This is a genomic window from Sphingomonas sp. (assembly GCF_965227385.1).
Classification (GTDB): Bacteria; Pseudomonadota; Alphaproteobacteria; order Sphingomonadales; family Sphingomonadaceae; genus Sphingomonas.
In genome coordinates this window covers 1,030,419-1,054,004 of the sequence record NZ_OZ245750.1, presented here as the reverse complement: position 1 = coordinate 1,054,004, position 23,586 = coordinate 1,030,419, and the positions used below count along the sequence as shown (strand labels likewise).

Sequence of the window (23,586 nt, the reverse complement as noted above, 5' to 3'; positions counted from 1 at the left end):
GGTGCGTCACAATCCGGTTAATCCCGCGACCCAAGCGCCTCAGCGCCGCAGAAACCAGAGAATCTGATCGACCATCATGCGCAGCTGCGGATCGGCGTCGGCCAGCGGATCGCCCGGCGCGCCGGTGTTGATCGGGACGCCGAGCGGGGTCGGCCAGCCGCGCAGGGCGTGGACCACGGTGCGCAGCGCCGCCATGGTCGATACTGCCGCCTGCCATCCCCCGGCGGTAGCGACGATCCCGACCGGCATGCGATCGAAATAGACGCGGTCGTCACCCCGCAACAGCTCGACATGGTCGAGTGCATTCTTGACCAGTCCTGACAGCGTGCCGTGATAGCCCGGCGACCCGATCACCAGCGCGTCGGCGCTGCGCAGCACTGCCACGAAATCCGCAATGCGGCCGTCCGGCACCGGATCGCAGAGCTCGAAGGGCGGGAAGTTGATCGCCTCGCCCGTCAGCAAGGTGGTGCGCGCACCGGCGTCTTCGGCGATTGCCAGGCATCGCGCCAGCGCGCGCCCGGTGCTCGATTCGGGGCGCGAGGTTCCGCCCAGGGCGACGATGTGCGGCTTGCTCATGGCGGGGGGCTAGCGGAAACCGGTGGGATGGGCCACCCTGAACGCGCGGGACGACAATGGAGGGACGGAGGTGCAGGCTAAGGGACCGCTGGCTGGGGTGCGCATCGTCGAGATCGACGCGATCGGGCCGGTGCCGTTCGCCGCGATGCTGCTCGCCGACCTGGGGGCGGACGTGGTCCGCGTGGTTCAGCCCGATGCGAGCGCGAGCCATGTCGTCCCCGGCCTGTATCGCGGGCGGCGCGAACTGGAGCTCGATTTCCGCCATCCGGCGTCGATCAACGAGCTGCGCGACCTGATCGATCGCGCCGATGGGTTGATCGAGGGGATGCCGGCGCGTTCGATCGAGGCGCTGGGGATCGGGCCGGATGCGTGCCGGATGCGCAATCCACGGCTGGTCTATGGCCGGGCGAGCATGTGGGGGCAGGACGGGCCGATGGCGGAACGTCCCGGCAGCGACATCAATGTACTCGCCCTGACAGGCACCCTGCATGCCATCGGGACGCCCGACCAGCCGGTAGTGCCGCTCACCCTGCTGGGCGATCATGCCGGGTGCGGGCTGTTTCTGGCGCTGGGCATGGTCAGCGGGATCCTGGGCGCGCAGGCAAGCGGCGAGGGACGCATCGTCGATGCGGCGGCGGTCGATGGGGTGGGCACGCTGATGGCGCTTACCCAGAGCCTGGCCGGAAGCGGCCGCTGGCTCGACCGGCGCGAGGCCAATCTGGTCGATGGCGGCGCGCCCTTCTACCGCACCTATTGCTGTGCCGATGCCCGGCATGTCGCCGTCGGCGCGATCGAGCCGTCGGCCTTTGCCGAGCTGTGCGCGGTACTCGGGCTGGAGGCGTCGAAAATCCCGCAGTTCGACCGCGCCGCCTGGCCGCACATGGCGCGCGAATTCGCCCGCCGCTTTGCCAGCCGGACGCGCGACGAATGGATCGCGCGCTTTCCCGACGGGGCGGCGTGCGTCACCCCGGTGCTGAGCCTAAGCGAAGCCGCGCGGCATCCGCATGCACTCGCCCGGCGTCCGCTGGCGAGCGGCCCGGCGGGTGGCCCGACCGCGCCGCAATTCTCCCCGCGTGCCGCGCCGGTGGGACCGGCGGTCGTGACGAGCGTGGGCGAGATGCTGGGGCGGTGGGTCGATTAGGGACGATCAACGATCCTCCCTCGCCGGGATGAGGACTGATGGCTTGAATTATGCCGCGCGCGCGGCGCTCCATGCGCCGGCAATTTCCTCGAGGTCGTCGGCGACCGCGCGGAACGGCGCGGGGTCGGTGCCGATGCTCGCGTGGACGATCTGGTTGCGCAGGCCGTGGTAGAGCGTCGCCAGCGTGCGCGAGACGTCACCGCCACGCTCGAAATCGAGGCCCCCTTCCAGCGCGAACAGGATTGCGGTGGCGCGGGCGATGCGCTCGCTCTTGACCGGGAACTGGCGCTTCTCGGTCGCAAAGGCGGCGGAGCGAAGCGCGGCGATGCACTCCCGATACATCAGCGCGATCAGCTGGTGCGGATCGGCCGCGGCGGTGCGACCCACCGCGTCGATGTTCCGATAGGTGGCGGCGGCGTCGGTGGTGAGGCGGATCGGGCGGGTCATCGCATCAATTCTGCTTGTTCCAGGCTTCGACCTGCGATTCGAGGAAGCTCATCGTCGATTTATAGACCGCGACCTTGGCATCCATGCTGGCGAACTGACGGGTCATGCGGGTGCGGGTGTCCTCGATCTTGGTCAGAATGTCGGCCTTGTCGTCGTCGAGATCGGCCTTGGCGCGGGTATAGCCCGCCTCGCTCGCGCCCAGCCCGCGCGTGGTGCTGGCCGCCGCCGTGGCGATGGCGTTGAGCGCGCCGGCGACGCCATTGCCGGTGGCACCGGTGCCGACCGGTTCGGCGAACAGCCGCTCGACCGCTTCGGGATAATCGACCAGCGCGCGGGTGAGTGCGGTGGTATCGACGCTGAGCGTCCCGTTACGTTCGGTGCGGATGCCGATCTGGGCCAGCGTGGTCGGCTCGCCCGCGGCACCGGTCGCGATCTGTGCGATCGTGATCTGCTGCAGCGAGCGTTTCACCGCCTTCGCCGCGGCATCGCCACGCAGCGCGCCGCCGATCGGGTCGAGGTCCTTGTTCAACGCCGCAAACACCTCGTTATAGGTCGCGACGAAATCCTGTGCCGCCTGAAGCAGTGCGCTGGTCGGTGCGCTCTTGCCGATCGACACGATCGTGCCGGGCTGGGCCGAGGCCAGGTCGAGCCGCACGCCGGGGACCAGATCGGAAATGCTGTTGCCGTCGCGGCGCAGCGCGATGCCGTCGACCGCGACGATCGCGTCGGAAGCAGCGCTGCCGATCGTCGTACCGGTCGCACCGATGCCGACATTGAGAGCGGCAAGGCCGGTGTGGCCCGGGGTTTCGGTCGCGGTCAGCGTGAAGGCGCGCGCTTCGCCGCTCGCGCCCTTGACCACCAGGCGCGCGCCGCCGCTGTCGGTGACGACCGAGGCAGAGATGCCCGCCTTGGCCGCGTTGATCGCGGAAGCGATGCCATCGAGGCTGCTATTGGCCGGACCGATGGGGATGGTGACGGGCGCGGCGGTGCCGGCGGTAAAGCCGGTCATCGCGCCATCGGCGACCGTGGCGGTGCCGAAGGTCAATGTCAGCGTCCCCTGCCCGATCGCGGCGGTGCGGTCGGTGACGGGCGCGCTGGCGGCGCTCTGCGGCGCGGCGAGCTGGCGCACCTCCACCTTGGTGTTGAGCGTCGCGAGATTGGCACCGGCCAGGCGGGTGACGCCGAGGATGCCGGGGTGCGAGCTGGTCGGCTGGGTCGACAATGTTCCGCCGCGCGTCAGGCTGGCGAGCGCGGTGGCGAAGCCGGTGATGTTGCTCTTGTGCGTTGCTGCCGCCGTGATCTGCGCGGTCAGCGTCTCTTCGCGTTTGGTGAGCGCGGCGTTCTTCAGCTCGAACTGCGCGTCGACCAGACCCTGGACGAGCGCGGTCGTGTCGATGCCCGACCCGGTGCCGATCGTTTTCGCAATCGATTCAATGGCCATGGCCGTGATCCCCCATGCCTTCAAGAACGGCCATCACGGCTTGCCCTTTAGGCCGATTTGCACCCCGTTTTCGTCGAACAGCGCGGTTTCAGGCACCCGCACGGCCGGCATCGCCGCCCCGGCACGCTTGTCGAGGCCGAACACGAACGCCAGCACCGTCGCGACCGCGAGATAGAGGTCGTCGCGGATCTCCTGATTCTCGCGGCTGGTGAAGTAGAGCGCACGGGCGAGCGGGGGCAGCTCGATCCGTGGCACCGCCAGTTCATCCGCCAGCTCGCGGATCGCCAGCGCGATTTCGCCGCGGCCCTTGGCGACCACCACCGGCACCTGATCCTTGCCCTGATCGTAGCGCAAGGCGACCGAGAAGTGCGTCGGGTTGGTGAGCACGACATGCGCGGTGGCGACGCTCTTGCGCAACCCGCCCTTGGCGATTTCGCGCTGGCGCTGGCGGCGATGGCTCTTGGCCTCGGGCGAGCCTTCGGTTTCCTTATATTCGTCCTTCACCTCCTGAAGGGTCATCTTGAGCCGCTGCATGTGGCGGAAGATCTGGATCGGGAGGTCAACGCCCGCGATCAGCAGCAATCCGCCAGCCATGACGATGACGAGCGTCGCAAAGGTATCGCCAAGCGACTTCACCGCCGTGCCGAGGTCGGACGAGACCAGTCCCATCGTCATCGGCGCCGATCCCCAGAGCAGCCACGCGCCCATGCCGCCGAGCAGCACGACCTTGAGCAGCGACTTGCCGAGTTCAATCCAGCCGGTCGGGCCGAAGATGCGCTTGAGGCCGGAACCGGGATTGATGCGGTTGCCCTTGGGCGCCATCAGCTTGCCGTTGAAGCGCAGCGAGCCGAGCGCCGCCTGGCTGAGCACCGCGCCGCCCAGCGTGATGGCGAGCAGCGCGCCGAGCGACGGCGCAAGCTTCCACCCGGCGGTGGCGAGCGGCTTCCACGGCTGGAAACTCTCAATATCGGCGCGACCGAAGCTGAAGCTGGCCGTCATCACCTCCCGGATCGCCGACAGCAATTGCGGCCCCATCAGGATCATCCAGCCACAGCCGAGCAGCATGATCAGCGCCGCGCCGAACTCGCGCGATTTGAGCAGGTCGCCGTCGTCGCGCGCCTTTTGCTTGCGCTTGGGTGTTGGGGCTTGTGTCTTTTCGCCGGCGCTCTCCGACATCAGCCGAGGCCTCCCAGCACCAGCGCCTGTGCGGCGTCGAGCGCCTCACGCACGATGACGAGCATGTAGTCGCCCATGGCCGGCATGCCGACGAGCAGGGCGAGTACGCCCATGGCAAGGCTGGCGGGAATGCCGATCGCGAACAGGTTAAGCGCGGGGGCGGAGCGCGACAGCATGCCGACCACGATGTTGAGGCACAGCAGCAGGAACCCCACGGGAAGCGCGAGCAGCAACCCGGCGAGAAAGGCATAGCCGCCGAACAGCACGATGTTCATGAGCTTGCCCGGCGCGAGCCAGGCACCGCCGGGGGGCAGCAGTTCGTAAGAGCGCACGATCAGCTCGACCAGCACGAGATGACCGTCGACCGCGAGGAACAGCAAGGTGAGCAGCACGGTCAGGAACTGGCCCAGCGCCGGGGTCGACTGGCCGGTCTGGGGGTTGATCGCGGTAGCGAAGCTGAGGCCCATCGACACGCCGATCACTTCGCTCGCCACCAACGGCGCGGCGAAGGCGATCTGGAGGATGAAGCCGAGCGCGAGGCCGACCAAAGCCTCCGCCGCGACGGCGAGGAACGTGGTCAGCACGAACACCTCGCCCGGCACCGCGATCGGCGCGGCGTGCATCGACAGGATCGATACGGCGGCGGTCAGCAGGATGCGGACATTGAGCGGCACTGCGATCGCGCCGAACACCGGCGCGGCCATGAACGCTGCGCCGACACGCACCATCGTGAACAGCAGCGCCCACAGCTGCGGCTCGATTGCGAGGCCGAAGCCGAGCATGTCAGTGGATGCTGGCCGAAGTCGGGGCCCAGCGCGTACGCCGTGCGTCGCCGCGCGGTGCGTGCGGCACGCCCACGAACGGGCGCGGCGGCAGCTGGGGCGGGGCTGCGGGGACCGGAGCGAAGGTCACTTCACCAGATCCGGAATGCGTTCGAAGATCGTCGTGGTGAAATCGCCGAGCAGGGTCATGATCATGCCGCCGAAGATCACCAGGCTGACCCCGACGATCGCGAGCTTGGGCACGAAGGTCAGCGTCTGTTCCTGGATCGACGTCGCCGCCTGAATCATGCCGAGGATCAGGCCGGACAGCAGCGCCGGGATCAGGATCGGGGCCGATGCGAGCGCGAGGATCCACATCGCTTCGCGTGCCACCGACAGGAAATAATCTGCGTCCATGGTCCGGCTATCCACTAAAACTTGAAGCAAGGCTGCCCATCGTCAGCGCCCAGCCATCGACCAGCACGAACAGCAGCAATTTGAACGGCATCGAGATGATCGTCGGCGACATCATCATCATGCCAAGGCTCATCAGCACGGTGGCGACGATCAGGTCGATGACGATGAAGGGCAGGAAGATCAGGAAGCCGATCTGGAACGCGGTCTTGAGCTCGCTGGTGACGAAAGCGGGGAGCAGGATCGAGAAAGGCGTATCCTGCGGATTGGCGATCGGCCCCGCCTTGGCGATGCCCGCGAACATGGTGATGTCCTTCACCCGCGTCTGCTTGAGCATGAAGGCGTGGAGCGGCTTGCCCGCTTCCTCGATCATCTGCGTCGCGCCAATGCGGCCGTCGGCATAGGGCTGGATCGCGGTGCGGTTCATCACCTCGATCGTCGGGGCCATGATGAAGAAGCTCAGGAACAGCGACAGGCCCACCAGCACCTGGTTGGGCGGGGTCTGCTGCAGCCCGAGCGCCTGACGCAGGATCGCCAGCACGATGATGATCCGGGTAAAACTGGTCATCATCAGCAGGATGCCCGGCAGCACCGTGAGCAGGCCCATGATGATGAGCACCTGCAGCGACAGGCTGAGCGGCGCGTCGCCGCCGCCCAGATCGCCGAGCGCGCGGTCGATCGCGTCGCCCGCTCCGGGAGTCGCGGCAGCGGTCGGCACGGCGACGGGCGCAGCTGCGGCGGCGTCCTGCGCAAAGGCCGGAGCGACCGCGAACAGCGCCAGCGCCAGCGCGCCGAGCAGGAGCATGAGGTGGCGCAGCATCGGGCTCATCCGTCGATCCGGTCGATCAGGGTCACGCCGTTGCGGCTGACCGAAACCAGCAGCCGCTTGCCCTCAACCTCAAGCACCGCGATGCGGGTGCCGGTCGAGACCATCATCGTCTCGCGCACCTTGAGCATCCGGTCGCCCTGATTGCCGGGCAGTCGCGCCTCGAGCTTGCGCCAGAGATAGAGGCAGCCGATCAGCAGGCCGCAGACGAGCGGCAGCAGCACGACCAGCTTGAGGATGTAGGACCACATCATGGTCGATCAGCCCCGCTTTTCGGGGGCGACCAGTTCGGTCATGCGCACGCCGAACTTTTCGCCGACCGTCACCACCTCGCCCCGCCCGATCAGCGTGCCGTTGACGAACACGTCGAGCAGTTCGTCGGCCTCACGGTCCAGCTCGATCACGCTGGTTTCGGCGAGCGCGAGCAGCTCGCGCAGCGTGAGCGTGGTCGATCCGATCTCGACGGTCAGCTTGACCCCGACATCCTGAAGCAGATGGAAATTGGCGGCGGCCGCGGTTTCGGCGGCGAAACTGCCGGTCATGTCGTTCATCGTGCGTCCTCGAGCTCAGGGGTGTCGAAACGGGTCAGGCGGATGGCGGCGCGACCATTGGCGGTGCCGACCGTGCCGCATCCGATGCGGCGCGGGCCGACCATCACCGGCACATCGGGGCCGAAGCTGATCGGGATGACATCGCCGGGCTTGAGCGCCATCAGCATCGCGGCGGGCACCACCGGCTCGGCCAACACCGAACGGACCGGGAGGCGCACGCCGAGCGCGGCGCGGGTCAGCGAATTGCGCCAGTGCGGCTCGACCTCGGGCTCGCCACCGATCACCTTGGCGGTGAGCGCAGGGCTCCATGGCTTGAGCGCGCTGACGGGGTAGAGAATGTCGATCCAGTGCGGCTTGGCCCCGCCCTGGGCGACGCCGATGCGGGTGACGACCATCGCGTCGCCGCCGTCGATTTCCGGCGCGACCGACAGCGGCGTCGGTGCGGGGGCATAGGCGAAATCGATCTCGGCAAGCAGTTCCCAGGCCGGGCGCAGCTGCGCCGCGATGCTGTCGGCCAGCCGATGCAGCAGAGTTTCGGCCGATCCGGTAAAGTCGGTCGGCATCGGGTGCGGTGCCTCGCCGTCGCCGCCGAAGAAGCGGTCGAGCATCTCGTAGCTAAGCTTGCCATCGATCAGGATGAAAGCGCGACCCCGCCCCGGCGCCATCGCCAGCGGCAGCCAGGCGGTAAGCCCGTCGGGCCGCTCTGCGCGATAATCGGCGTGACGCTGCACCGCCAGCGGCTCGGCCCAGACGCGCAGCCCTTCGCCCAGGAGCGGTTCGAACACGGGCTTGAGCGACTTGGCCAGCCGGGCGGTGAGATGCTGGACGCCGTGCAGGTCGCCGAACGGGTTGAGGTTGGCAGCCCCGAGTGCCGGCGCGTGTTCGGCGCTGGCGCGCGAACGCTCGCGCCGTTCTGGCGCGCTTTCCTGAAGGGTCATCTCTGAAGGGCCGTTAACCATGCCCGTTCACTGAACGATGAAATTGGTAAAATAGACGTTAGCAATCCCGCCAAATCCCTCTTTTTCCTTCAGGACGCCGTTGATTGCGCCGGCGAGGCGCTTTTGCAGGCGGGTTTTGCCGTCGGCGGTGAAGACATCGTCCTCATTGGTTTCGCCGAGCGCGAGCAGAATCGCCGAGCGGACCGCCAGCTCGTGCGTCTTCAGATTCTCGACGACGCGATTGTCATAGGGGGTCGAGACGGCGATGCCGACCTGCACGAAATGGACGCTTTCGCGCAGATTGGAGGTGAACTCCTTCTCCAGCGCGTAATAGTTGGAGGCGTATTTGTCGCCGCCCTCGCCTTTCGGCGTCGGCTTGCCCTGGCCCTCGCCGCCCTCTTCGCCTTCCTTTCCAGCCGCCGCACGGACTTCCTCGCTCTTGGGGACGAGGCGCGGCGTGTCGGCGTCGGCGCTTTCGCCATGGGCGGCGGCGCCGCCGAGCAGGCCGGAATTGGCGGCATAGAGCCCGCCCCCGACCCCGCCGCCGATCAGCACGATCAGGCCGGTGCCGATCATCAGCCATTTCATCATGCCGCCCTTCTTCTTGGCGGGTGCTGCGGTTGCTTGGGTATCGCTCATCTTAGGTCCCCCTCAGGATGGTTCAGGCAATGCGCGCATCGGACGCGCTGCTGCTGTCCGCACGCGCCGATGCCGGGCGGGCGGGTGCGGATTGTTGTGGCTGGTGCTGTGGCTGGCCGCGCTCACCGGTCCCGCCGCCATCGACGCTCGACTGGCCTAGCTTGAGCCCGCGCGCTTCGGCGAGTTCGGCAAGGCGCGGCGCGGCGTCGGCGAGCAGCTGGCGAGTCGCGGGATTTTCGGCGGTGAAGTGCACCTGGATGCGGTCGCCATCGCGGCGAATGGAGACGTCGACAGCGCCGAGATTTTCGGGTGCGAGGCGGATGCGGGTGTCCGCCGCCTCGACCCCGTCGCGCAGCGCGGCGATCCGCTCGATCATCTTGCCGGTCCAATCGTCACGGCTGAGGTCGAGCGGGGCCTGATCGGTCGGTGCGGTTGCCTGCACGGTGGTGCGCTGAAGCTCGACCGTGCGGAGCAGCTGGAGCTCCGGGCTGGCGGGATCGGCCGGCGTGGCAGTGTCGCGCGGTTCTGCCAGCGGCGCCGCGAGCGCGGCGGCGAAGACCTGTGCGGCGGGTGCCGCCTGGACGACCGGCGGCACCATGACGGGCGCGCGCGCGGCAAGCTCGGGAGCCGCGGCGGCGGCGCGATCGATCCGCACCTCCGCCGCAGCGACCCCGCCCCCCGCGCCCGGCTCGGCCTGGGCCGGAACCGCGCGCAGAGTGCGAAGCGGAGTGGAAACGGGAGCCGCCGCCGCATCCGGCGCTGCGGGAGGCGCGGCCGGGGCGGTGGCTTCGCCCTCGCCCCCCGCACCGGTCGGGGACGCGGCATCGGTCAGCGGGAGCGGCTGCATCGCAGCATCGATCGGATCGGCAATCGGCCCGTCGATATGGGCGCTGGGCGTGCCGACCGCGATGCGGGCCGGCAACGGCGCTTCGAGCGGGAGCGGGACCAGCCCCTCCGGCATCCACGCCAACAATGCGTCATCCGTGTCGGTGTCGTCGCCGGCGACCTCGCCATTGCCGGGGACCGGCAAATCCTTGCCGCCCCCGGCAACCGGCTTGCCGGTCGTGGGTCCGATGCCGGGCATCACACAGTCGAGCGCAAGGCTGAGATCGAAGCCTGCACCTCCCGCCCCGGTCAGGGCGCGCGGCAGTATCCCCGGCCGAGACAGGGGGATGGCGGTCGAGGCGAGCAGGTCGGTCACGTCGGGCGAAACTCCTTCGCCCGGTGATCAGCAAGGATCGTGCCGTTTTCTCGGGATCGCTGGCATATCCTCGAGCGCGCGCATCGCGCGGCGGGCGGCATTGGCCTCGGCGCGCGCGATCAGCTTCTCGATCGCGCTCTGGTCGCGCTTGGCTTCCTGGGTTGCGCTGCGGGCATGGTCGAGCCCCCGCTGGGCATCGGCCACGCGGCGCTCGGCCGCGAATGCGGATTGATGGAGCCGTTCGCGATAATGGGCGGCGGCGATCAGGCTGGTGGCGCTGCCGGGCAGCGGCGCGGGCGACGGCGCAACGCCCTGCGCCAGCGATTCGATGCGGGCACGCAGCGCCTGTTCGGCGGCAACCTTCTCGCGCGCGGCCACCTCGCTCGCGCGCACCATGTCGAGCTGGAGCGTGCGGACGCGGTGGAGCCGGCCCAGCTTTCTGGCGTGCTTATCCATCCCCGAACACGCCGACCAGCTCGGTCACGGCTTCGTCGAGGCTGACCGTCTCGTCATAGGGCTGGCGGATATAGTCGAGCACGGTGTCGTGGCAGGCGATCGCCGCGTCGATCTGTGCGTCTGCCCCGGCGCGATAGGCGCCCATCAGCACGAGATCGCGATTCTCCTCATAAGTCGCGAGGTGACGGCGCAGCACGCGCGCGGCGGCGACGTGTTTCTTGTCGGCGATGTCGGTCATCACACGGCTGACCGATGGGCCAAGGTCTATCGCGGGATAGACGCCGCGTTCGGCGAGCGCGCGGCTCAACACGATATGGCCGTCGAGGATCGATCGCGCGCTGTCCACGACCGGGTCGTTGCCGTCGTCGCCGTCGGCGAGCACGGTGTAGATCGCGGTGATCGACCCGCCGGTATGGACGTCGGTCCCGGCGCGCTCGATCAGGCTGGGCAACATCGCGATGGCGCTGGGCGGGTAGCCGCGCGCGCTGGCGGGTTCGCCGAGCGCCAGGCCGATCTCCCGCCCGGCATGCGCGACGCGGGTGAGCGAATCCATGATGAGCAGCACCTTCTTGCCCTCATCGCGAAAGGCTTCGGCGATGGCAGTCGCGCGAAGCGCGCCGCGGATGCGCAGCACCGGCGAATGGTTGGCGGGGACCGCAACGACCACCGACCGCGCCCGCGCCGCACCGGCCACCTTGGTCTCCAGAAAGTCGGACACTTCGCGCGAACGTTCGCCGATCAGGCCGATGACGATGACATCGGCCTTGGCCGCGCGGACCATCATGCCGAGCAGGACGGACTTGCCGACGCCCGATCCCGCCATGATGCCGACGCGCTGCCCCTGACCGATGGTCAGCAGACCATTGATCGCGCGCACCCCGACATCGAGCGGCTGGAGCACGCGGCCGCGGTCGAGCGGCGACTGGATCTTGCCGGCGAGCGGCCATTTGCCGGCGCCGCGAATCGGGCCGAGCCCGTCGATCGGCTTGCCCGCGCCATCGACCACGCGGCCGAGCATCGCCGCGCCGACCTCCGCCTCGCCCGGCGGGCCGACTGGGCGAACGGGTGCATTGGGGAGTAGGGCGGCTGGGCCACCCAGGTTCATCAGCAAGGTCTTGCCGCCGCGAAAGCCGATCACCTCGGCCTCGACGCGATGGTCGCCGGTGCCGATCGCGCATACCGTGCCGACCGGCAGCGAGAGGCCCACGGCCTCCATCAGCAGTCCGTCATAAGAGGACAGCCGCCCCGATACCTTGGGCTGTGGCCGGAATCCGCCTCCGGCAAGGCCGTCGAGATAGGCGTCGCTGAAATCGTTGAACATGCGCCCTCAGATCGCGGGAGGAATCGGTACGCGGTCGATCGCCTGCGCCAGTTGGTCGAGCCACAGGTCGGGTCCGTCCTCGACGATGGTCGAGGCGCTTTCGATGACGAAGGCGCCACGCTTGAGCTGGGGATCACCCACAGGGAAGACCGTCTTGGGCAAATGATCCTGCACCAACGCGACATCGTCGGGATGGAGACGCAGGATCGCCGATTCGGCGCTGTCGGCGAGCAGATCGGTTGCCGCCTCGATCCGCGCGGCAAGGATGTCGGGGGCAATTCCCGCCTCACCGATCATTTGCGTGACGAGATGCAGCACCGTCTGGCGCAGATGGCCCGCCATGCGCGCCCGATCGAAATGTGCGCCCCGGGCCAGCGCTTCGCTGACCTGGGCGAGCAATGCCGCCTGTTGCGCCGCGGACGCATCGGCCTCGGCGCGACCGGCGGCGAGCCCCTCGGCATAGCCGGCGGCGCGCGCGGCAGCGACTGGATCGACGAAGGGCGCCGGCTCGGCCGCTTTGTCCGCCTCGAACATGTCCCAGCCCTGCGTCGGCTTATGGCCCGGTGCCTCGGGCGCGAAGTGGCGCGGCGCGGCGGGCGGGCGCGGCGCGATGGCGCGCGCGGCAAAGGCGGCGGGCGGGGCGAAGGCCCGCTTGAGCGCGTCGGCGATGCCGTCGCTGCGCGTAGCGAGGCCTGGGACAAAGCTAGACATAGTCGTCGTCTCCGCCGCCGCCCGGCATGGTGATCGTGCCGTCCTTCACCAGCTGGCGTGCGGTCGCGATCATCGCCTTTTGCGCGTCGAGCACTTCGGCCATCTTCATCGGGCCGCGTGCTTCCAGCTCGTCGCGGATCGTGTCGGCCGCGCGGCTCGACATGCACGCGAGGAAGCGGGTGCGCGCCGCATCGTCCACGCCCTTGAGGCTGCGGACCAGCACGTCGCTGTCGATGTTGCGCAGCAGGGTGCCCATATTCTTGTCGTCGAGCTCGAGCAGATTGTCGAAGACGAACATTGCCTCCTCGATCGCGCGGGCGATCTCGCGATCGATCTTAGCAAGCTTGGGCATCACCTTCTGCTCGGTGATCTTGCGTGCCGAGGACATGATCTTCGCGGCCTCGCGCGCGCCGCCCATCTGCACGCCGGCAACGCGCTTGGGCTGGCCGCGATGCCGCTCGAGGACCTGGGTCAGCGTGGCGATCGCGTCCGGCGTGACCGGCCCCAGCCGCGCGACGCGGCGCAGCACCTGCGGCTGAACCGCCTCGGGCAGCATTTCGAGCACCTGTGCCGCCACCGCCGGGTCGAGATGCGCGAGCAGCACAGCGGAAATCTGCGGGTGTTCGTCCTCGAGCATCCCGGCGATCTCGGTTGCATCCATCCAGGCGAGCGCCGAAATCGATTCGGCGGGCTCGGGCGGCAGGATGCTGGCGAGGACGGTGCCCGCCCGCTCCGGCCCCAGCGCCTTGGTCACCACAGTTTCCAGCTTGGGACGCGGATCGAACTGGATCGCGCTGCGCTCCTGCGCGCGGCCGGTGAAATCGTCGAGGACCTGCGCCATTTCCCATTCGCTGACGTCCGCCACGGCCATCATCGCCGCGCCGAGCTGACGCACCTCATCGGGATCGAGCTTTTGCAGGATCGCGGCTGCCTCTTCGTCGCCGACGACCATCATCAGGACGGCGGCGCGCTCGACTCCGGTAAAGTGACGCGGCGCGTTCATCTCACTGGGCCTCCGTGCGGATCATGTCGCGCACCGCAAGCGCGGCGCGCGCCGGATTTTCGCGCGTAAAATCGCGCACCAGTCCGACCCGGTCGCCCAGCGACAGGCCCGAACCGGCAAGCATCTCCGGGCTGACCGGCGTCGGCAGCTGCACGCCATCGGCGGCGCCCATCGGCGCACCGGCCGGACGGGCATCGTCACGACGGCGCATCAGCGCACGGGCGAGCGGGCGCACGCCCAGCAGCAGGACCAGCAGCGCGATCACCAGAGCGGTGACGTTGCGTGCAACCATCGCGAACCAGGGCGCTTCGTAGAATGGGACACCTTCCGCCTCGGCACCGGCATTGGTGCTGAACTTGCGGCTGACCACCGTTACCTGATCCTGACGCTCGGCCTTGTAGCCCACCGTGGCCTTGACCAGCTCGTCGATCTGGCGGATTTCGACCTGGCCGCGCGGCTTGCCCGGCTCTTCGCGCAGCAGCACTGCGACCGACAACCGCTTGATATTGCCCGGCATGTTGCGGGTGACGGAAACTTCGCGGCCATTGCTGTAGCTGCGGGTGAAGCTGTCGCTCTGCTTCATGCCCGGGGCAGCGGCGGGAGGCGCGGGCTGGCCGTTTTCATCCGGGGCGCCGGGCGTCGGGGTCGCGACCGTGCTGGGCGGCGGCGGCACGTTGGACAGCGCACCGGGAATGCCGCCGGGCGCACCCGCGCCGTCGCGCGGCGCACCGGTCCAGTTGCCCTGTTCGGCGCGCACCACCGTGCCGTCCTTGTCGTAGCTTTCGCGGGTCGCCTGGCTCTCGTCCAGATCGACCTCGGCCTGTACCTCGGCGCTGAAATTGCCGGCACCGAGCAGCGGGGTAAGCAGGGTCACGAGCTGTTGCCGCACCTTGTCCTCGACCCGGTTCTGGAAATCGATCCGTGCGTCGCCGGCGCTCGCTTCCTGGCCCGATTTGCTGAGCAATTCGCCCAGCTGATCGACGATGGTCACCGCATCGGGCTTCATCCCCGGCACCGACGAAGCGACGAGGTTGACGATCGAGCGGACCTGCGCGTCTGACAAGCTGCGGCCGGGTTGAAGCTTGACGATCACCGATGCGCTCGGCTCGGCCTTGTCGCGCACGAAAACGCTGGCTTCAGGGGTGGCAAGGTGCACGCGCGCCTCGGCCACGGTGTCGATCGCGCCGATCGAACGGGCGAGTTCGGTCTCGCGCGCCTGGCGCAGCCGTTCGCCCTCGACCGCGCGGCTCGCGCCCATCGGCATCGTGTCGAGCAGCGCATAGCCGCCCGGCGCAGCCTTGGGCAGGTCCTGTCCGGCGAGCAGCATCCGCGCCTTGTGATAATCGTCCTCGGCCACGGTGATCGACCCCGACCCGTCGATGCCGTTGGCGATGCTGGCGGCGTCGAGCGCCTGTGCCACGGCCGCCTTGTCGCTTTCAGGGAGGCTCGCGAACAGCACCCGCTGCGGCGGGGTGGACAGCATCATCCAGGCCAGAGCGGCAGCGCCGATCAGGCCGAGCATGAAGATCAGCGGCAGGCTGCGCTTGACTGCGGGCTGGGCGAACAGCTCGCCCATCTGCTTGAGGGGGTTGGCCGCGCCGCCGCTGGTGGCGGGGACAGGGGCGTCGGTGGTGGCGATGGCGTTGCTCATGATCAGACCGGCATGCTCATGATGTCACGATAGGCGGTCAGCAGCTTGTTCCTGACCTGAAGCGTCGCTTCGAACCCGACCGACGCCTCCTGGCGGGCGAGCATCACCTTGGCGATGTCGACCGTCTCGCCGCGCTCATAGGCGGCGGAGAGTTCGCTGGCGCGGCTCTGTGCGCCATTCACGTTCGCGACCGCCTGCTGCATCGTGTCGATGAAGCTAGACGGGCCGGCGGGCTGGCTGAGCGGCGCGCCGCCCGAAACGGCGGCGCCGCTGGTCGCGCGCTGCAGCGCTTCGTTGCGTTCGAGGATCTGCGCGCGCAGCTGCATCACCCGGTCGACGCCCCCGGCGCCGCCAATTCCGCTCACGCTCATGCGCTAATCCTCCGGACAAGGTCTTCGCCGTGCTCGCGCGCTTTGGCGAGGCGGTAGCGCAGCGTGCGTTCCGAAATGCCGAGCCGCTTCGCGGTCTCGATCCGGCTGCCGCCGCATGCCGCCAGAGTCTCGCGGATCGCCGCGAATTCGCTGAGCTGGACGATGTTGCTGAGTTGGCCGGGCTCGGCCGCAACGGGTGTCGGCATCGCCGGACGATCGAAAATCAGATGATCCGGCGTGATCGCATCGCCCATGCACAGCAGCAGCGCGCGCTGGATGACGTTCTCGAGCTCGCGGACATTGCCCGGCCAGTCATGGGACTGCAGCACCGCCAGCGCTTCGCGCGTCACCCAGGGCAACCGCGCGCGGCCGGCGCTGTGACGCAGGACCATTGCCGCGGCCAGCGCGGCGACATCGCCGGGGCGCGCCGCCAGTTGCCGGGTCGATAGCGGGAAGACCGACAGGCGGTAGTAAAGGTCGGCGCGGAAGCGGCCCTCCATCACCTCGGCCTGAAGGTCGCGGTTGGCGCAGGCGATGACGCGAACGTCGATCTTTTCGGCGGCAGTCGCGCCGATCGGCACCACTTCGCGCTCCTGTAGCGCGCGGAGCAGCTTGGCCTGGAGCGCGAGCGGCATCTCGGCGACTTCGTCGAGCAGCAGCGTGCCGCCATTGGCCGCGCGGAAGAACCCCTCGCCCGCCGCATTGGCACCGGTGAACGCGCCCTTCTGGTGACCGAACAGCAGCGCTTCGAGCATAGTTTCGGGCAGGGCCGCGCAATTGACCGCGATGAACGGACCGTCGCGCCGGGTCGAGCCATTGTGGATCGCCTTGGCCAGCACTTCCTTGCCGGTGCCGGTCGGGCCGTTGATCAGGACGGTGATGTCGGCGGCGGCAACGCGCTCGGCCAGCGCGTACAGCGCCAGGCTTTCCGGATCGGCGGCAACCGGCGCATGTGCGCCACGCAACATCGCGCTGGCAAAGCCGGCGGCAACCGCAGCGTCGTCGGCACCGAACGACAGGCGTGCGGGGTTGCCGTCATGGAACGGGATAGCCGCGACCGGCCCCTCGGCCAGCACCAGGGTGCGGGCGGAGACCGGGGGCGCTTCGCCCTCGACGATCATGAACAGGTCGCCGGACATCGGCTTCACCTTGTCGGCGGCACCGATCGTGAACCCTTGCGAGCGCAGCGCCGAAACCAGCGCATAATGCTGGCGAAGGACTGCGGCCGACGGAAAGATGGTTTGCATTCGAACCCCCTGTTGAACGGGGGAATGCGGGATTGTTGGTAAACGTTGAGTAAACCAATTCAAAAAAACAGCCTTTTCCGGCTCCAGTTAGCCGCGCGTGCCTCTACGCGCGCGCGAGACCCGCGAAAAACTGCGCAGAAAACTGCTTAATCCGCCGCCCACCCTGCCGTTCACCCCATTGGCGGCTCGGGCTCTCTCGCATTCAGGGGGGAACGGGAGACGCCGGATTGAACGGAGACGAAACATGACTGTTATCGGAACGAACATCGCGAGCCTGCGCGCCGCGAATGCGTCCAAGATGGCGTCGACCTCGCTGCAGAGCGCGATGGAGCGCCTGTCGACCGGCAAGCGCATCAACAGCGCCAAGGACGATGCAGCCGGTCTCGCCATCGCGAGCCGCATGACCAGCCAGATCAAATCGATGACCGTGTCCATCCGCAATGCGAACGACGGCATCAGCCTCGCGCAGACCGCGGAAGGTGCGCTGAGCGAAGTCACCAACATGCTTCAGCGCATGAAGGAACTGGCGACCCAGGCATCGTCGGGCACCTATTCGGACGACGACCGCAAGAACATGCAGACGGAAGTCACCGAGCTGGCGGGTCAGGTCAACGACATCCTGAAGAACACCAAGTTCAACAATGTCCAGCTGTTCGCGACCGACGCCGACATCACCAAGACGATCCAGGTCGGATCGAGCGCGGACCAGACGGTGTCGCTCAAGATCACCAAGCTCGACCTGTCGTCGATCACCGGCCAGACCATCGCGGCTCCGGTCGAGGCGGTCGAAGGCGGCGGCGAAGGTGAAGGCGAAGGCGGAACCACCTCCTCGCTCCAGACCCTTGCTGCGGACGACGCCCGTGTTGGGACCGAATATACGGTGTCGGCAGACGACGTCGCCAATGGCGCAGCCTTCACGATGGCCGAGGGCCGTGAAGTCCAGCTCAAGGTCGGCGACAAGATCTCCGACGGCGCGGGCGGCACTAAGACCATCGCCGATGGCGATACCGAGCTCGACAGCCTCTACACCGTCACCGCCGACGACATCGCCGACGGTGCCGAGATCAGCGCATTCGAATCGCCTGCTGAAGGCGATGTGATCAAGCTGGCCGAAGGCGACAAGGTGTGGGCGGCTGACGCCGTTGAAGAAGCTGGCGACGCCGAGGAAGCAACCGGCGAACTCGAAACGCTGGCTGCGGACGACGCCCGTGTCGGCACCGAATATACGGTGTCGGCAGACGACGTCGCCAATGGCGCAGCCTTCACGATGGCCGAAGGCCGTGAAGTCCAGCTCAAGGTCGGCGACAAGATCTCCGACGGCGCGGGCGGCACCAAGACCATCGCCGATGGCGATACCGAGCTCGACAGCCTCTACACCGTCACCGCCGACGACATCGCCGACGGTGCCGAGATCAGCGCATTCGAATCGCCTGCTGAAGGCGATGTGATCAAGCTGGCCGAAGGCGACAAGGTGTGGGTCGCGGCGGAAGCCGGCGGCGGCGAGGGTGAAGGCGAAGGTGAAGGCGAAGGCGAAGGTGGCGGCGGAGCCGAGGTGCTTCAGATCGGCACCCGCACCGAGGCGTCGGCCGCGCTCAAGACGATCGACGACGCACTCGACGCGGTGGCATCGACCCGGGCCAGCCTGGGCGCCGCGCAGAGCCGCCTGGAATCGGTGGTCAACAACCTGACGACCAATTCGACCAACCTGACCGAAGCGCGCAGCCGCATCGAAGACGCCGATTTCTCGGCCGAAACGACCGCGCTCGCCAAGGCGCAGATCCTGAGCCAGGCATCGACCGCGATGCTCGCCCAGGCCAACCAGTCGCAGCAGAACGTTCTCTCGCTGCTTCGCTAAGCGTGTGCCGGTCGGGGCGTCACCCCCCTGACAGGCGCCACGGCCGGTCACCCTTCCCTGCCGGAAGGGCATGCGAGGAAGCCCCGGTGGTCGAAAGACCACCGGGGCTTTTCTTTGTCTGCTTGCCGCCCGTTGCGCAGAGCGGCACCCGCCGAAGCGGACCCTTACTCGCCCGGCTTGCCGCCGGGGGTCCAGTCGGGGCGGTAGTCGCCTTCGGCGAGCCAGCGGACCGGCCCGATCAGCGACTGGACCGCGCGCGTCATGAACGGGATGTCGAGATTGGCGATCGTATCCTGCGGCGAATGATAGGTCGGCGTCACTGCCCAGCCCGAAATGGTGTGCGCCACCACCCCACGCAGCGCGAGCTGGTAGTTGTCCGATCGCGCGAAGAAGTTCTGCTCGGGATAGGGGTCCTTGGCCACCAGTGCGCCGCGTTCGACCAGCGCCGGGCCGAGCGTCGAGCGCTCGAACCCGGTTATCATCATCGTGCCGGCGGGCAGCTTGGGATCCTGCGCCCCGATCATCTCGAAGGCGAGGTTGGCGACGATATCGCCCAGCGGCACCGGCGGCGCGGCGGCGAAGGCGCGCGATCCGAAGCCGCCCATTTCCTCCGCACCGAACGCCGCGAACAAGATGCCGCGCTTGTGGCGCTTGCCGCTGCTCAGCGCATGGGCGAGTTCGAGCACGGCGGCTACGCCCGAGGCATCATCGTTCGCGCCGTACATGACCGTCCCGCCGGGCTGCACGCCGAGGTGATCGACATGCGCGGCGAGCAGGATCACCCCCGCCTTGGGGTCGGTGCCGGGCAGGTAGCCGATGGCGTTCGTGGTCTCGACCTCTTCACGCACCAGTCCGGGCAGGGTCATCGTGACCGGCTTGCCCGCCGCCTTTGCCGCACGATCGAACGCGGCGGCGGGGAGAACGACTACGGAAACGCCGTCCTCCGGCGCCTGGCTCGCGAGATAAGCGTCCAATCGCGGACGTTCGCCCAGTCGGCTCCAGAGTTTTTGCGTCTCATCGCTTTCGCGCAGCACCAGCAGCTTCGTCTTACGACCGCGGGTGGCGCGTAGCGCCGCCATCGTCGAAAGCCTCGGCCCACCGGCAAGGATAACGTCCCCCGCTGGCAGCTCCGCACCATCGTCGCCCATATACAGCGTTGCAACGCCCTCGACCCGTTCGGCACCGCCGAACAGCAGCTTCGCTCCCGCGATCATCTTGCCGCCCACGACCAACTTCGGCTCGCCGTCGAGCCGCGGCCGGATCACCTTCACCTTTTGCAGATAGCCGTCCGTGCCCGGCACGGGCTGCAGCCCATAGCCCTGGAAACGTGCCGCTACATAAGCGGCGGCGATCGCCTCGTCCCGCGTCGCGCTACCGCGCCCCTGCAACTCCGGCCCAGCGAGGAAGCGGACATGCGCCGAAATCCATTCGGGTTTCACCGTCCAGTCGGTCGCGGGCGCGGCGCTGGTGACCGGCGCGGGCGCCGCGGTCTGGGCGAAAGCGGGCGCGGCGAGCGCGGTGCAGAGCAGTGCGGCGGCGAAGAGACGCTTCATGGAAACCCCTTGATTTGACCCGCGCGACCCTAACGGGGACTGCGCGCGGGGCAAGACGTCAGGCTTCGGGCCGGGTCCAGAGCCAGCCACCGATCACGACCGCCGCGCCGATCGGGATCAATGGCCAGGGCATGGCGGTGAGTGCAAGGGTCAGCGCGATGCTGGCGGCAAAGGCGATGCTCGCGGCGATCTTGCCGCTCCGGCTGACCGCGCCCTTTTCGCGCCAACGGACGATATGCGGACCGAAGCGCGGATGGTCGAGCAGGCGGCGTTCGAGTTTGGGCGAGCTGCGCGCGAAGCAATAGGCGGCCATGATCACGAACACCGTCGTCGGCATCACCGGCAGGATCGCCCCGATCACCGCGAGGCCGAGGCACAGAAACCCGGCGATCAGATAGAGATGGCGACGCACCCCGCTTGCGTAGCACGCCAGTCGCGACTGTCTCGCAAAAAGCGCGTTACCCCAGTCGCCGCATCAGCCCCTTCTTTAACCGGTCATGCGCGCTCTTCTTGATCTGGCAGATGCGCGCCGCGCCGACGCCGATCACCTGGCCGATTTCCTCGAGGTTGAGTTCCTCGACATAATAGAGCTGGATCACCAGCTGCTCCTTTTCGGGGAGTTCGGAGATCGCTTCGATCAGCGCCTCGCGCTGGTCGGCATCGGCGAGCTGGTCGAAGGCGTCGGGTTCGTCGGACATGAACCACGGGCCTTCGTCCGAATAGACATCGTCGATCGAATCGAACCGCACGGCTTCGGCACTGGCATAATCGCTGCGCAGCTTCTCCACCGTGACGCCCAGCTTCGACGCGACCGCCGCCTCGTCGGGCCGCGCGCCATCGGCGGCAAGCGCGGTGACCGCGTCCTGATAGGCGCGGCGGCGTTTCATCGCGCCGCGCGTGATCGTCGCCTGGCGCCGCAATTCGTCGATCATCGCGCCGCGCACGCGGGTGTGGAGATACTGGTCGAAACTGACCAGCCCACGATCCTCGAAGCTGCCTGCCGCCTCGACCAAGGCGACCAGCCCGATCTGCACCAGATCCTCGACGTCGATCAGCGTGCTCATCGACCCGTGGACGTGCCAGGCGAGCCGGCGGACCAGCGGCATATGCTTGCGCACGAGGCTGTCCATGTCCCGCTTCGTGTCGCCACGGCGATCATAGGTCAGCGCGAATTCATTCGGGCCAAATTCATTGGGGCTTGGCTGATAGGTCATGCGGCAAGTGCCTCCGGTGCGCCGATCACGGCGACGACCTCGACCGACTTGTCCTCCGGCACTTCAAAGAAGCTCATCACCGGGGTGTCGGGCAGGACGGTGCGGACGAGTTTGCGGATTGCGATGCGGATGGTCGGCTGGACGACCAGCGCGAACGGCTTGGCCTCGGCGACGAGCGGCTGGGCGGCGCGCTGCAACGCATCGACGATGCGGCGGCCAAGGTCAGGCTCAATCGTGTGGCGCTTCGACGGGTCGGAACGGATCGCCTGACCCAACAGCGCTTCGAGCTGCCCCTCCAGCGTCATTACGCGGAGCGGTTCACGGACCCCGCACAGCCGCTGGATGATCAGGGGCCCAAGTTCGGGGCGGATCAGCTCGATGATCTCGTCGGCATCGGCGGTCTTTTGCGCGGCGAGCGCGATCGCGGCCGCGATGCGGCGGAATTCCTTGAGCGGGATATTCTCCGCCAGCAACCCGCGCAGCACCTGCGTCAATGTCGTGATCGGCAGCGGGTTGGGCGAGAGCGAGGCGACCAGTTGCGCGGCACGCTCGCGCAGGCCGTCGAGCAGCGCCTGCACCTCGTCCGGGCCGAGCAGATCGGCGGCATTCTGGATCAGCGCCTGATTGAGGTGGGTCGCCATCACCGTGCCGGGATCGACGACCAGCCAGCCCTGCCCGGTCGCCGCATCGGCATCGGCGGGCGAAATCCAGATCGCGTCGAGGCCGAACGTCGGATCCTTGGCGGCCTTGCCGGGGAGCTTGCCGACCGCCTGACCGGTGTCGAGCGCCAGCATCTCGTCGGGCGAGACGCTGTCTTCCCCGATCACCACGCCGCCCACGACGATGCGATAGGCATAGGGGGGCATGTTGATGTCGTCGCGCACGCGCACCTGCGGCACGACAAAGCCGAGCTCCTTCGACAGCTGGCGCCTGACACCCGTGATCCGGCCCATCAGCGCGCCACCACGGCGTTCGTCGACCAGCGGCACCAGGCCATAGCCGATGTCGATCATCACCTGCATATTGTCGGTGACCTCGTCCCAGCCGATGCGCGAGGGATCGACCGGCTCGGCCGGCTCGACCGCGGCGGGGGGTGGCGGCAGCTTGCTCGCCTGCCACATCTTCCACGCCATGAAGCCGGAACCCGCAGCGGCGGGCAGGATGATGAATGCGGGCATGCCGGGCAGCAGGCCGAGCAGTGCGGTGATGACCGCGACCGGCGTCCAGGTCCGGTGGCTGCCGAACTGGCTGCCGATCTGGCCGGTCAGGTCCTGGTCCTTGTCCGCGCTGACCCGGGTGACGATCGCGGCGGCGGCGATCGACAGGAGCAGCGCCGGAATCTGCGCGACCAGTGCGTCGCCGATGGCCAGCAGCACATAGGTCTGCGCCGCCTCACCCAGCGTCAGCCCATGGCTGATCGGGCCGAGGATCAGGCCGCCGATGACGTTGATAAACAGGATCAGCAGGCCGGCGACGGCATCGCCCTTCACGAACTTGGACGAACCGTCCATCGCGCCGTAGAAATCGGCCTCGGTCGAAACCTCGATCCGGCGCGCCTTGGCTTCGTCCGGCGTGATCAATCCGGCGTTGAGGTCGGCGTCGATCGCCATCTGCTTGCCAGGGAGGGCGTCGAGGGTGAAGCGCGCCGACACTTCGGACACGCGCCCGGCACCCTTGGTCACCACGATCATGTTGATGATGATCAGGATCGCGAACACGAACAGGCCGACGACATAATCGCCGCCGATCATGAAGGTGCCGAAGCTTTCGATGACATGGCCGGCGGCCGCCTCGCCTTCATGCCCGTGACCCAGCACGACGCGGGTCGAAGCGACGTTGAGGCCGAGGCGGAACAGGGTCGCGAACAGCAGCACGGTGGGGAAGGCGGAGAAGTCGAGCGGCTTTTGCGCGTTCAATGCCACCATCAGCACGGCGAGGCTGATGATGATGTTCATGATGAAAAAGGCGTCGAGCAGGAAGGTCGGCACCGGCACGACCATCATCGCGACGAGCACGAGGATCGCGATCGGCAGCGCGAAGCTGCGCAGGCCCGGCAGGATTCCGGCCTTGAGCGAAGTTGCGTTCATTGCGGG

General features: G+C 68.0%; 24 protein-coding genes and 2 pseudogenes. 3 read left to right on the top strand and 23 right to left on the bottom strand.

Annotated elements, in window-relative coordinates; all coding sequences use genetic code 11:
* Positions 1 to 39: 39 nt before the first annotated feature.
* A complete protein-coding gene (locus ACO05N_RS05140) occupies positions 40 to 576 on the bottom strand; it encodes an NADPH-dependent FMN reductase (protein WP_422056102.1) in 537 nt (178 codons plus the stop codon).
* Between the two features lie 70 nt (positions 577 to 646).
* Between ACO05N_RS05140 and ACO05N_RS05135 the strand changes: the two genes are divergently transcribed.
* Complete coding sequence (locus ACO05N_RS05135; protein ID WP_422056101.1) at positions 647 to 1,717, top strand: CaiB/BaiF CoA transferase family protein; 1,071 nt, start codon at positions 647 to 649, stop codon at positions 1,715 to 1,717.
* 48 nt (positions 1,718 to 1,765) lie between these two features.
* Here the strand turns inward: ACO05N_RS05135 and ACO05N_RS05130 are convergent, their stop codons facing one another.
* The 18 genes from ACO05N_RS05130 to ACO05N_RS05045 form a co-directional block, all read right to left on the bottom strand.
* Positions 1,766 to 2,164, bottom strand: coding sequence for a flagellar protein FliS (locus tag ACO05N_RS05130; RefSeq protein ID WP_422056100.1), 399 nt, complete (start codon positions 2,162 to 2,164; stop codon positions 1,766 to 1,768).
* Positions 2,165 to 2,168: 4 nt separating this feature from the next.
* Positions 2,169 to 3,605 (bottom strand): flagellar filament capping protein FliD, encoded by a 1,437-nt coding sequence (gene fliD, locus ACO05N_RS05125; protein WP_422056099.1) that lies wholly within the window; start codon positions 3,603 to 3,605, stop codon positions 2,169 to 2,171.
* Positions 3,606 to 3,638: 33 nt separating this feature from the next.
* On the bottom strand, positions 3,639 to 4,781 hold the full coding sequence (flhB, locus tag ACO05N_RS05120; RefSeq protein ID WP_422056098.1) for a flagellar type III secretion system protein FlhB: 1,143 nt from the start codon (positions 4,779 to 4,781) through the stop codon (positions 3,639 to 3,641).
* Positions 4,781 to 5,563: a flagellar biosynthetic protein FliR gene (gene fliR / locus ACO05N_RS05115; protein WP_422056097.1), complete on the bottom strand. Its 783-nt coding sequence runs from the start codon at positions 5,561 to 5,563 to the stop codon at positions 4,781 to 4,783. Before fliR ends, flhB begins: the two co-directional genes overlap by 1 nt.
* Before the next feature lie 126 nt (positions 5,564 to 5,689).
* Positions 5,690 to 5,959, bottom strand: coding sequence for a flagellar biosynthesis protein FliQ (gene fliQ / locus ACO05N_RS05110; RefSeq protein ID WP_066682622.1), 270 nt, complete (start codon positions 5,957 to 5,959; stop codon positions 5,690 to 5,692).
* 7 nt (positions 5,960 to 5,966) lie between these two features.
* Positions 5,967 to 6,785, bottom strand: coding sequence for a flagellar type III secretion system pore protein FliP (gene fliP, locus ACO05N_RS05105; RefSeq protein WP_422056096.1), 819 nt, complete (start codon positions 6,783 to 6,785; stop codon positions 5,967 to 5,969).
* Complete coding sequence (locus ACO05N_RS05100; RefSeq protein ID WP_294017610.1) at positions 6,782 to 7,036, bottom strand: flagellar biosynthetic protein FliO; 255 nt, start codon at positions 7,034 to 7,036, stop codon at positions 6,782 to 6,784. Before ACO05N_RS05100 ends, fliP begins: the two co-directional genes overlap by 4 nt.
* Positions 7,037 to 7,042: 6 nt before the next feature.
* The gene (gene fliN, locus ACO05N_RS05095; protein WP_066656183.1) at positions 7,043 to 7,333 is read right to left on the bottom strand and encodes a flagellar motor switch protein FliN; all 291 of its coding nucleotides are present in this window, start codon (positions 7,331 to 7,333) and stop codon (positions 7,043 to 7,045) included.
* On the bottom strand, positions 7,330 to 8,271 hold the full coding sequence (locus ACO05N_RS05090) for a FliM/FliN family flagellar motor switch protein (protein ID WP_422056095.1): 942 nt from the start codon (positions 8,269 to 8,271) through the stop codon (positions 7,330 to 7,332). The genes fliN and ACO05N_RS05090 overlap by 4 nt, the downstream gene beginning before the upstream one ends.
* Before the next feature lie 27 nt (positions 8,272 to 8,298).
* Positions 8,299 to 8,910 carry a flagellar basal body-associated FliL family protein gene (locus ACO05N_RS05085; RefSeq protein ID WP_422056094.1) on the bottom strand — a complete coding sequence of 204 codons (612 nt, stop codon included), beginning with the start codon at positions 8,908 to 8,910 and terminating at the stop codon, positions 8,299 to 8,301.
* A gap of 22 nt (positions 8,911 to 8,932) precedes the next feature.
* Positions 8,933 to 10,111, bottom strand: coding sequence for a flagellar hook-length control protein FliK (locus ACO05N_RS05080; RefSeq protein WP_422056093.1), 1,179 nt, complete (start codon positions 10,109 to 10,111; stop codon positions 8,933 to 8,935).
* 27 nt (positions 10,112 to 10,138) lie between these two features.
* Positions 10,139 to 10,567 (bottom strand): hypothetical protein, encoded by a 429-nt coding sequence (locus ACO05N_RS05075; RefSeq protein WP_422056092.1) that lies wholly within the window; start codon positions 10,565 to 10,567, stop codon positions 10,139 to 10,141.
* Entirely contained in the window at positions 10,560 to 11,888 is a 1,329-nt protein-coding gene (locus tag ACO05N_RS05070) for a FliI/YscN family ATPase (RefSeq protein WP_422056091.1), read from the bottom strand. Before ACO05N_RS05070 ends, ACO05N_RS05075 begins: the two co-directional genes overlap by 8 nt.
* Before the next feature lie 6 nt (positions 11,889 to 11,894).
* Positions 11,895 to 12,599 (bottom strand): FliH/SctL family protein, encoded by a 705-nt coding sequence (locus ACO05N_RS05065; protein WP_422056090.1) that lies wholly within the window; start codon positions 12,597 to 12,599, stop codon positions 11,895 to 11,897.
* Positions 12,592 to 13,602, bottom strand: a complete 1,011-nt coding sequence (gene fliG, locus ACO05N_RS05060) for a flagellar motor switch protein FliG (protein WP_422056089.1) — start codon at positions 13,600 to 13,602, stop codon at positions 12,592 to 12,594. The genes ACO05N_RS05065 and fliG overlap by 8 nt, the downstream gene beginning before the upstream one ends.
* A 1-nt stretch (position 13,603) precedes the next feature.
* Positions 13,604 to 15,253, bottom strand: a complete 1,650-nt coding sequence (gene fliF, locus ACO05N_RS05055) for a flagellar basal-body MS-ring/collar protein FliF (protein ID WP_422056088.1) — start codon at positions 15,251 to 15,253, stop codon at positions 13,604 to 13,606.
* Between the two features lie 2 nt (positions 15,254 to 15,255).
* Positions 15,256 to 15,624, bottom strand: a complete 369-nt coding sequence (fliE, locus tag ACO05N_RS05050) for a flagellar hook-basal body complex protein FliE (RefSeq protein WP_422056087.1) — start codon at positions 15,622 to 15,624, stop codon at positions 15,256 to 15,258.
* Positions 15,621 to 16,871, bottom strand: coding sequence for a sigma-54 interaction domain-containing protein (locus ACO05N_RS05045; RefSeq protein ID WP_422056086.1), 1,251 nt, complete (start codon positions 16,869 to 16,871; stop codon positions 15,621 to 15,623). The genes fliE and ACO05N_RS05045 overlap by 4 nt, the downstream gene beginning before the upstream one ends.
* 244 nt (positions 16,872 to 17,115) lie before the next feature.
* On the opposite strand from ACO05N_RS05045, the pseudogene ACO05N_RS05040 reads away from it, so the two are divergent.
* Positions 17,116 to 17,472, top strand: a pseudogene (locus ACO05N_RS05040) (flagellin protein FlaA); the annotation flags it as partial.
* Between the two features lie 999 nt (positions 17,473 to 18,471).
* Positions 18,472 to 18,726: pseudogene (locus ACO05N_RS05035) on the top strand (flagellin); the annotation flags it as partial.
* Between the two features lie 164 nt (positions 18,727 to 18,890).
* Here the strand turns inward: ACO05N_RS05035 and ACO05N_RS05030 are convergent.
* Genes ACO05N_RS05030 through flhA form a run of 4 tightly spaced genes read right to left on the bottom strand, consistent with a single transcriptional unit; the run spans position 18,891 to position 23,580 of the window.
* Positions 18,891 to 20,279, bottom strand: coding sequence for a M28 family metallopeptidase (locus ACO05N_RS05030; protein WP_422056085.1), 1,389 nt, complete (start codon positions 20,277 to 20,279; stop codon positions 18,891 to 18,893).
* A gap of 58 nt (positions 20,280 to 20,337) precedes the next feature.
* Positions 20,338 to 20,691, bottom strand: a complete 354-nt coding sequence (locus ACO05N_RS05025) for a YbaN family protein (protein WP_422056084.1) — start codon at positions 20,689 to 20,691, stop codon at positions 20,338 to 20,340.
* Between the two features lie 46 nt (positions 20,692 to 20,737).
* Positions 20,738 to 21,493 (bottom strand): sigma-70 family RNA polymerase sigma factor, encoded by a 756-nt coding sequence (locus ACO05N_RS05020; protein WP_422056083.1) that lies wholly within the window; start codon positions 21,491 to 21,493, stop codon positions 20,738 to 20,740.
* Positions 21,490 to 23,580: a flagellar biosynthesis protein FlhA gene (flhA, locus tag ACO05N_RS05015; RefSeq protein ID WP_422056082.1), complete on the bottom strand. Its 2,091-nt coding sequence runs from the start codon at positions 23,578 to 23,580 to the stop codon at positions 21,490 to 21,492. Before flhA ends, ACO05N_RS05020 begins: the two co-directional genes overlap by 4 nt.
* Positions 23,581 to 23,586 lie beyond the last annotated feature (6 nt).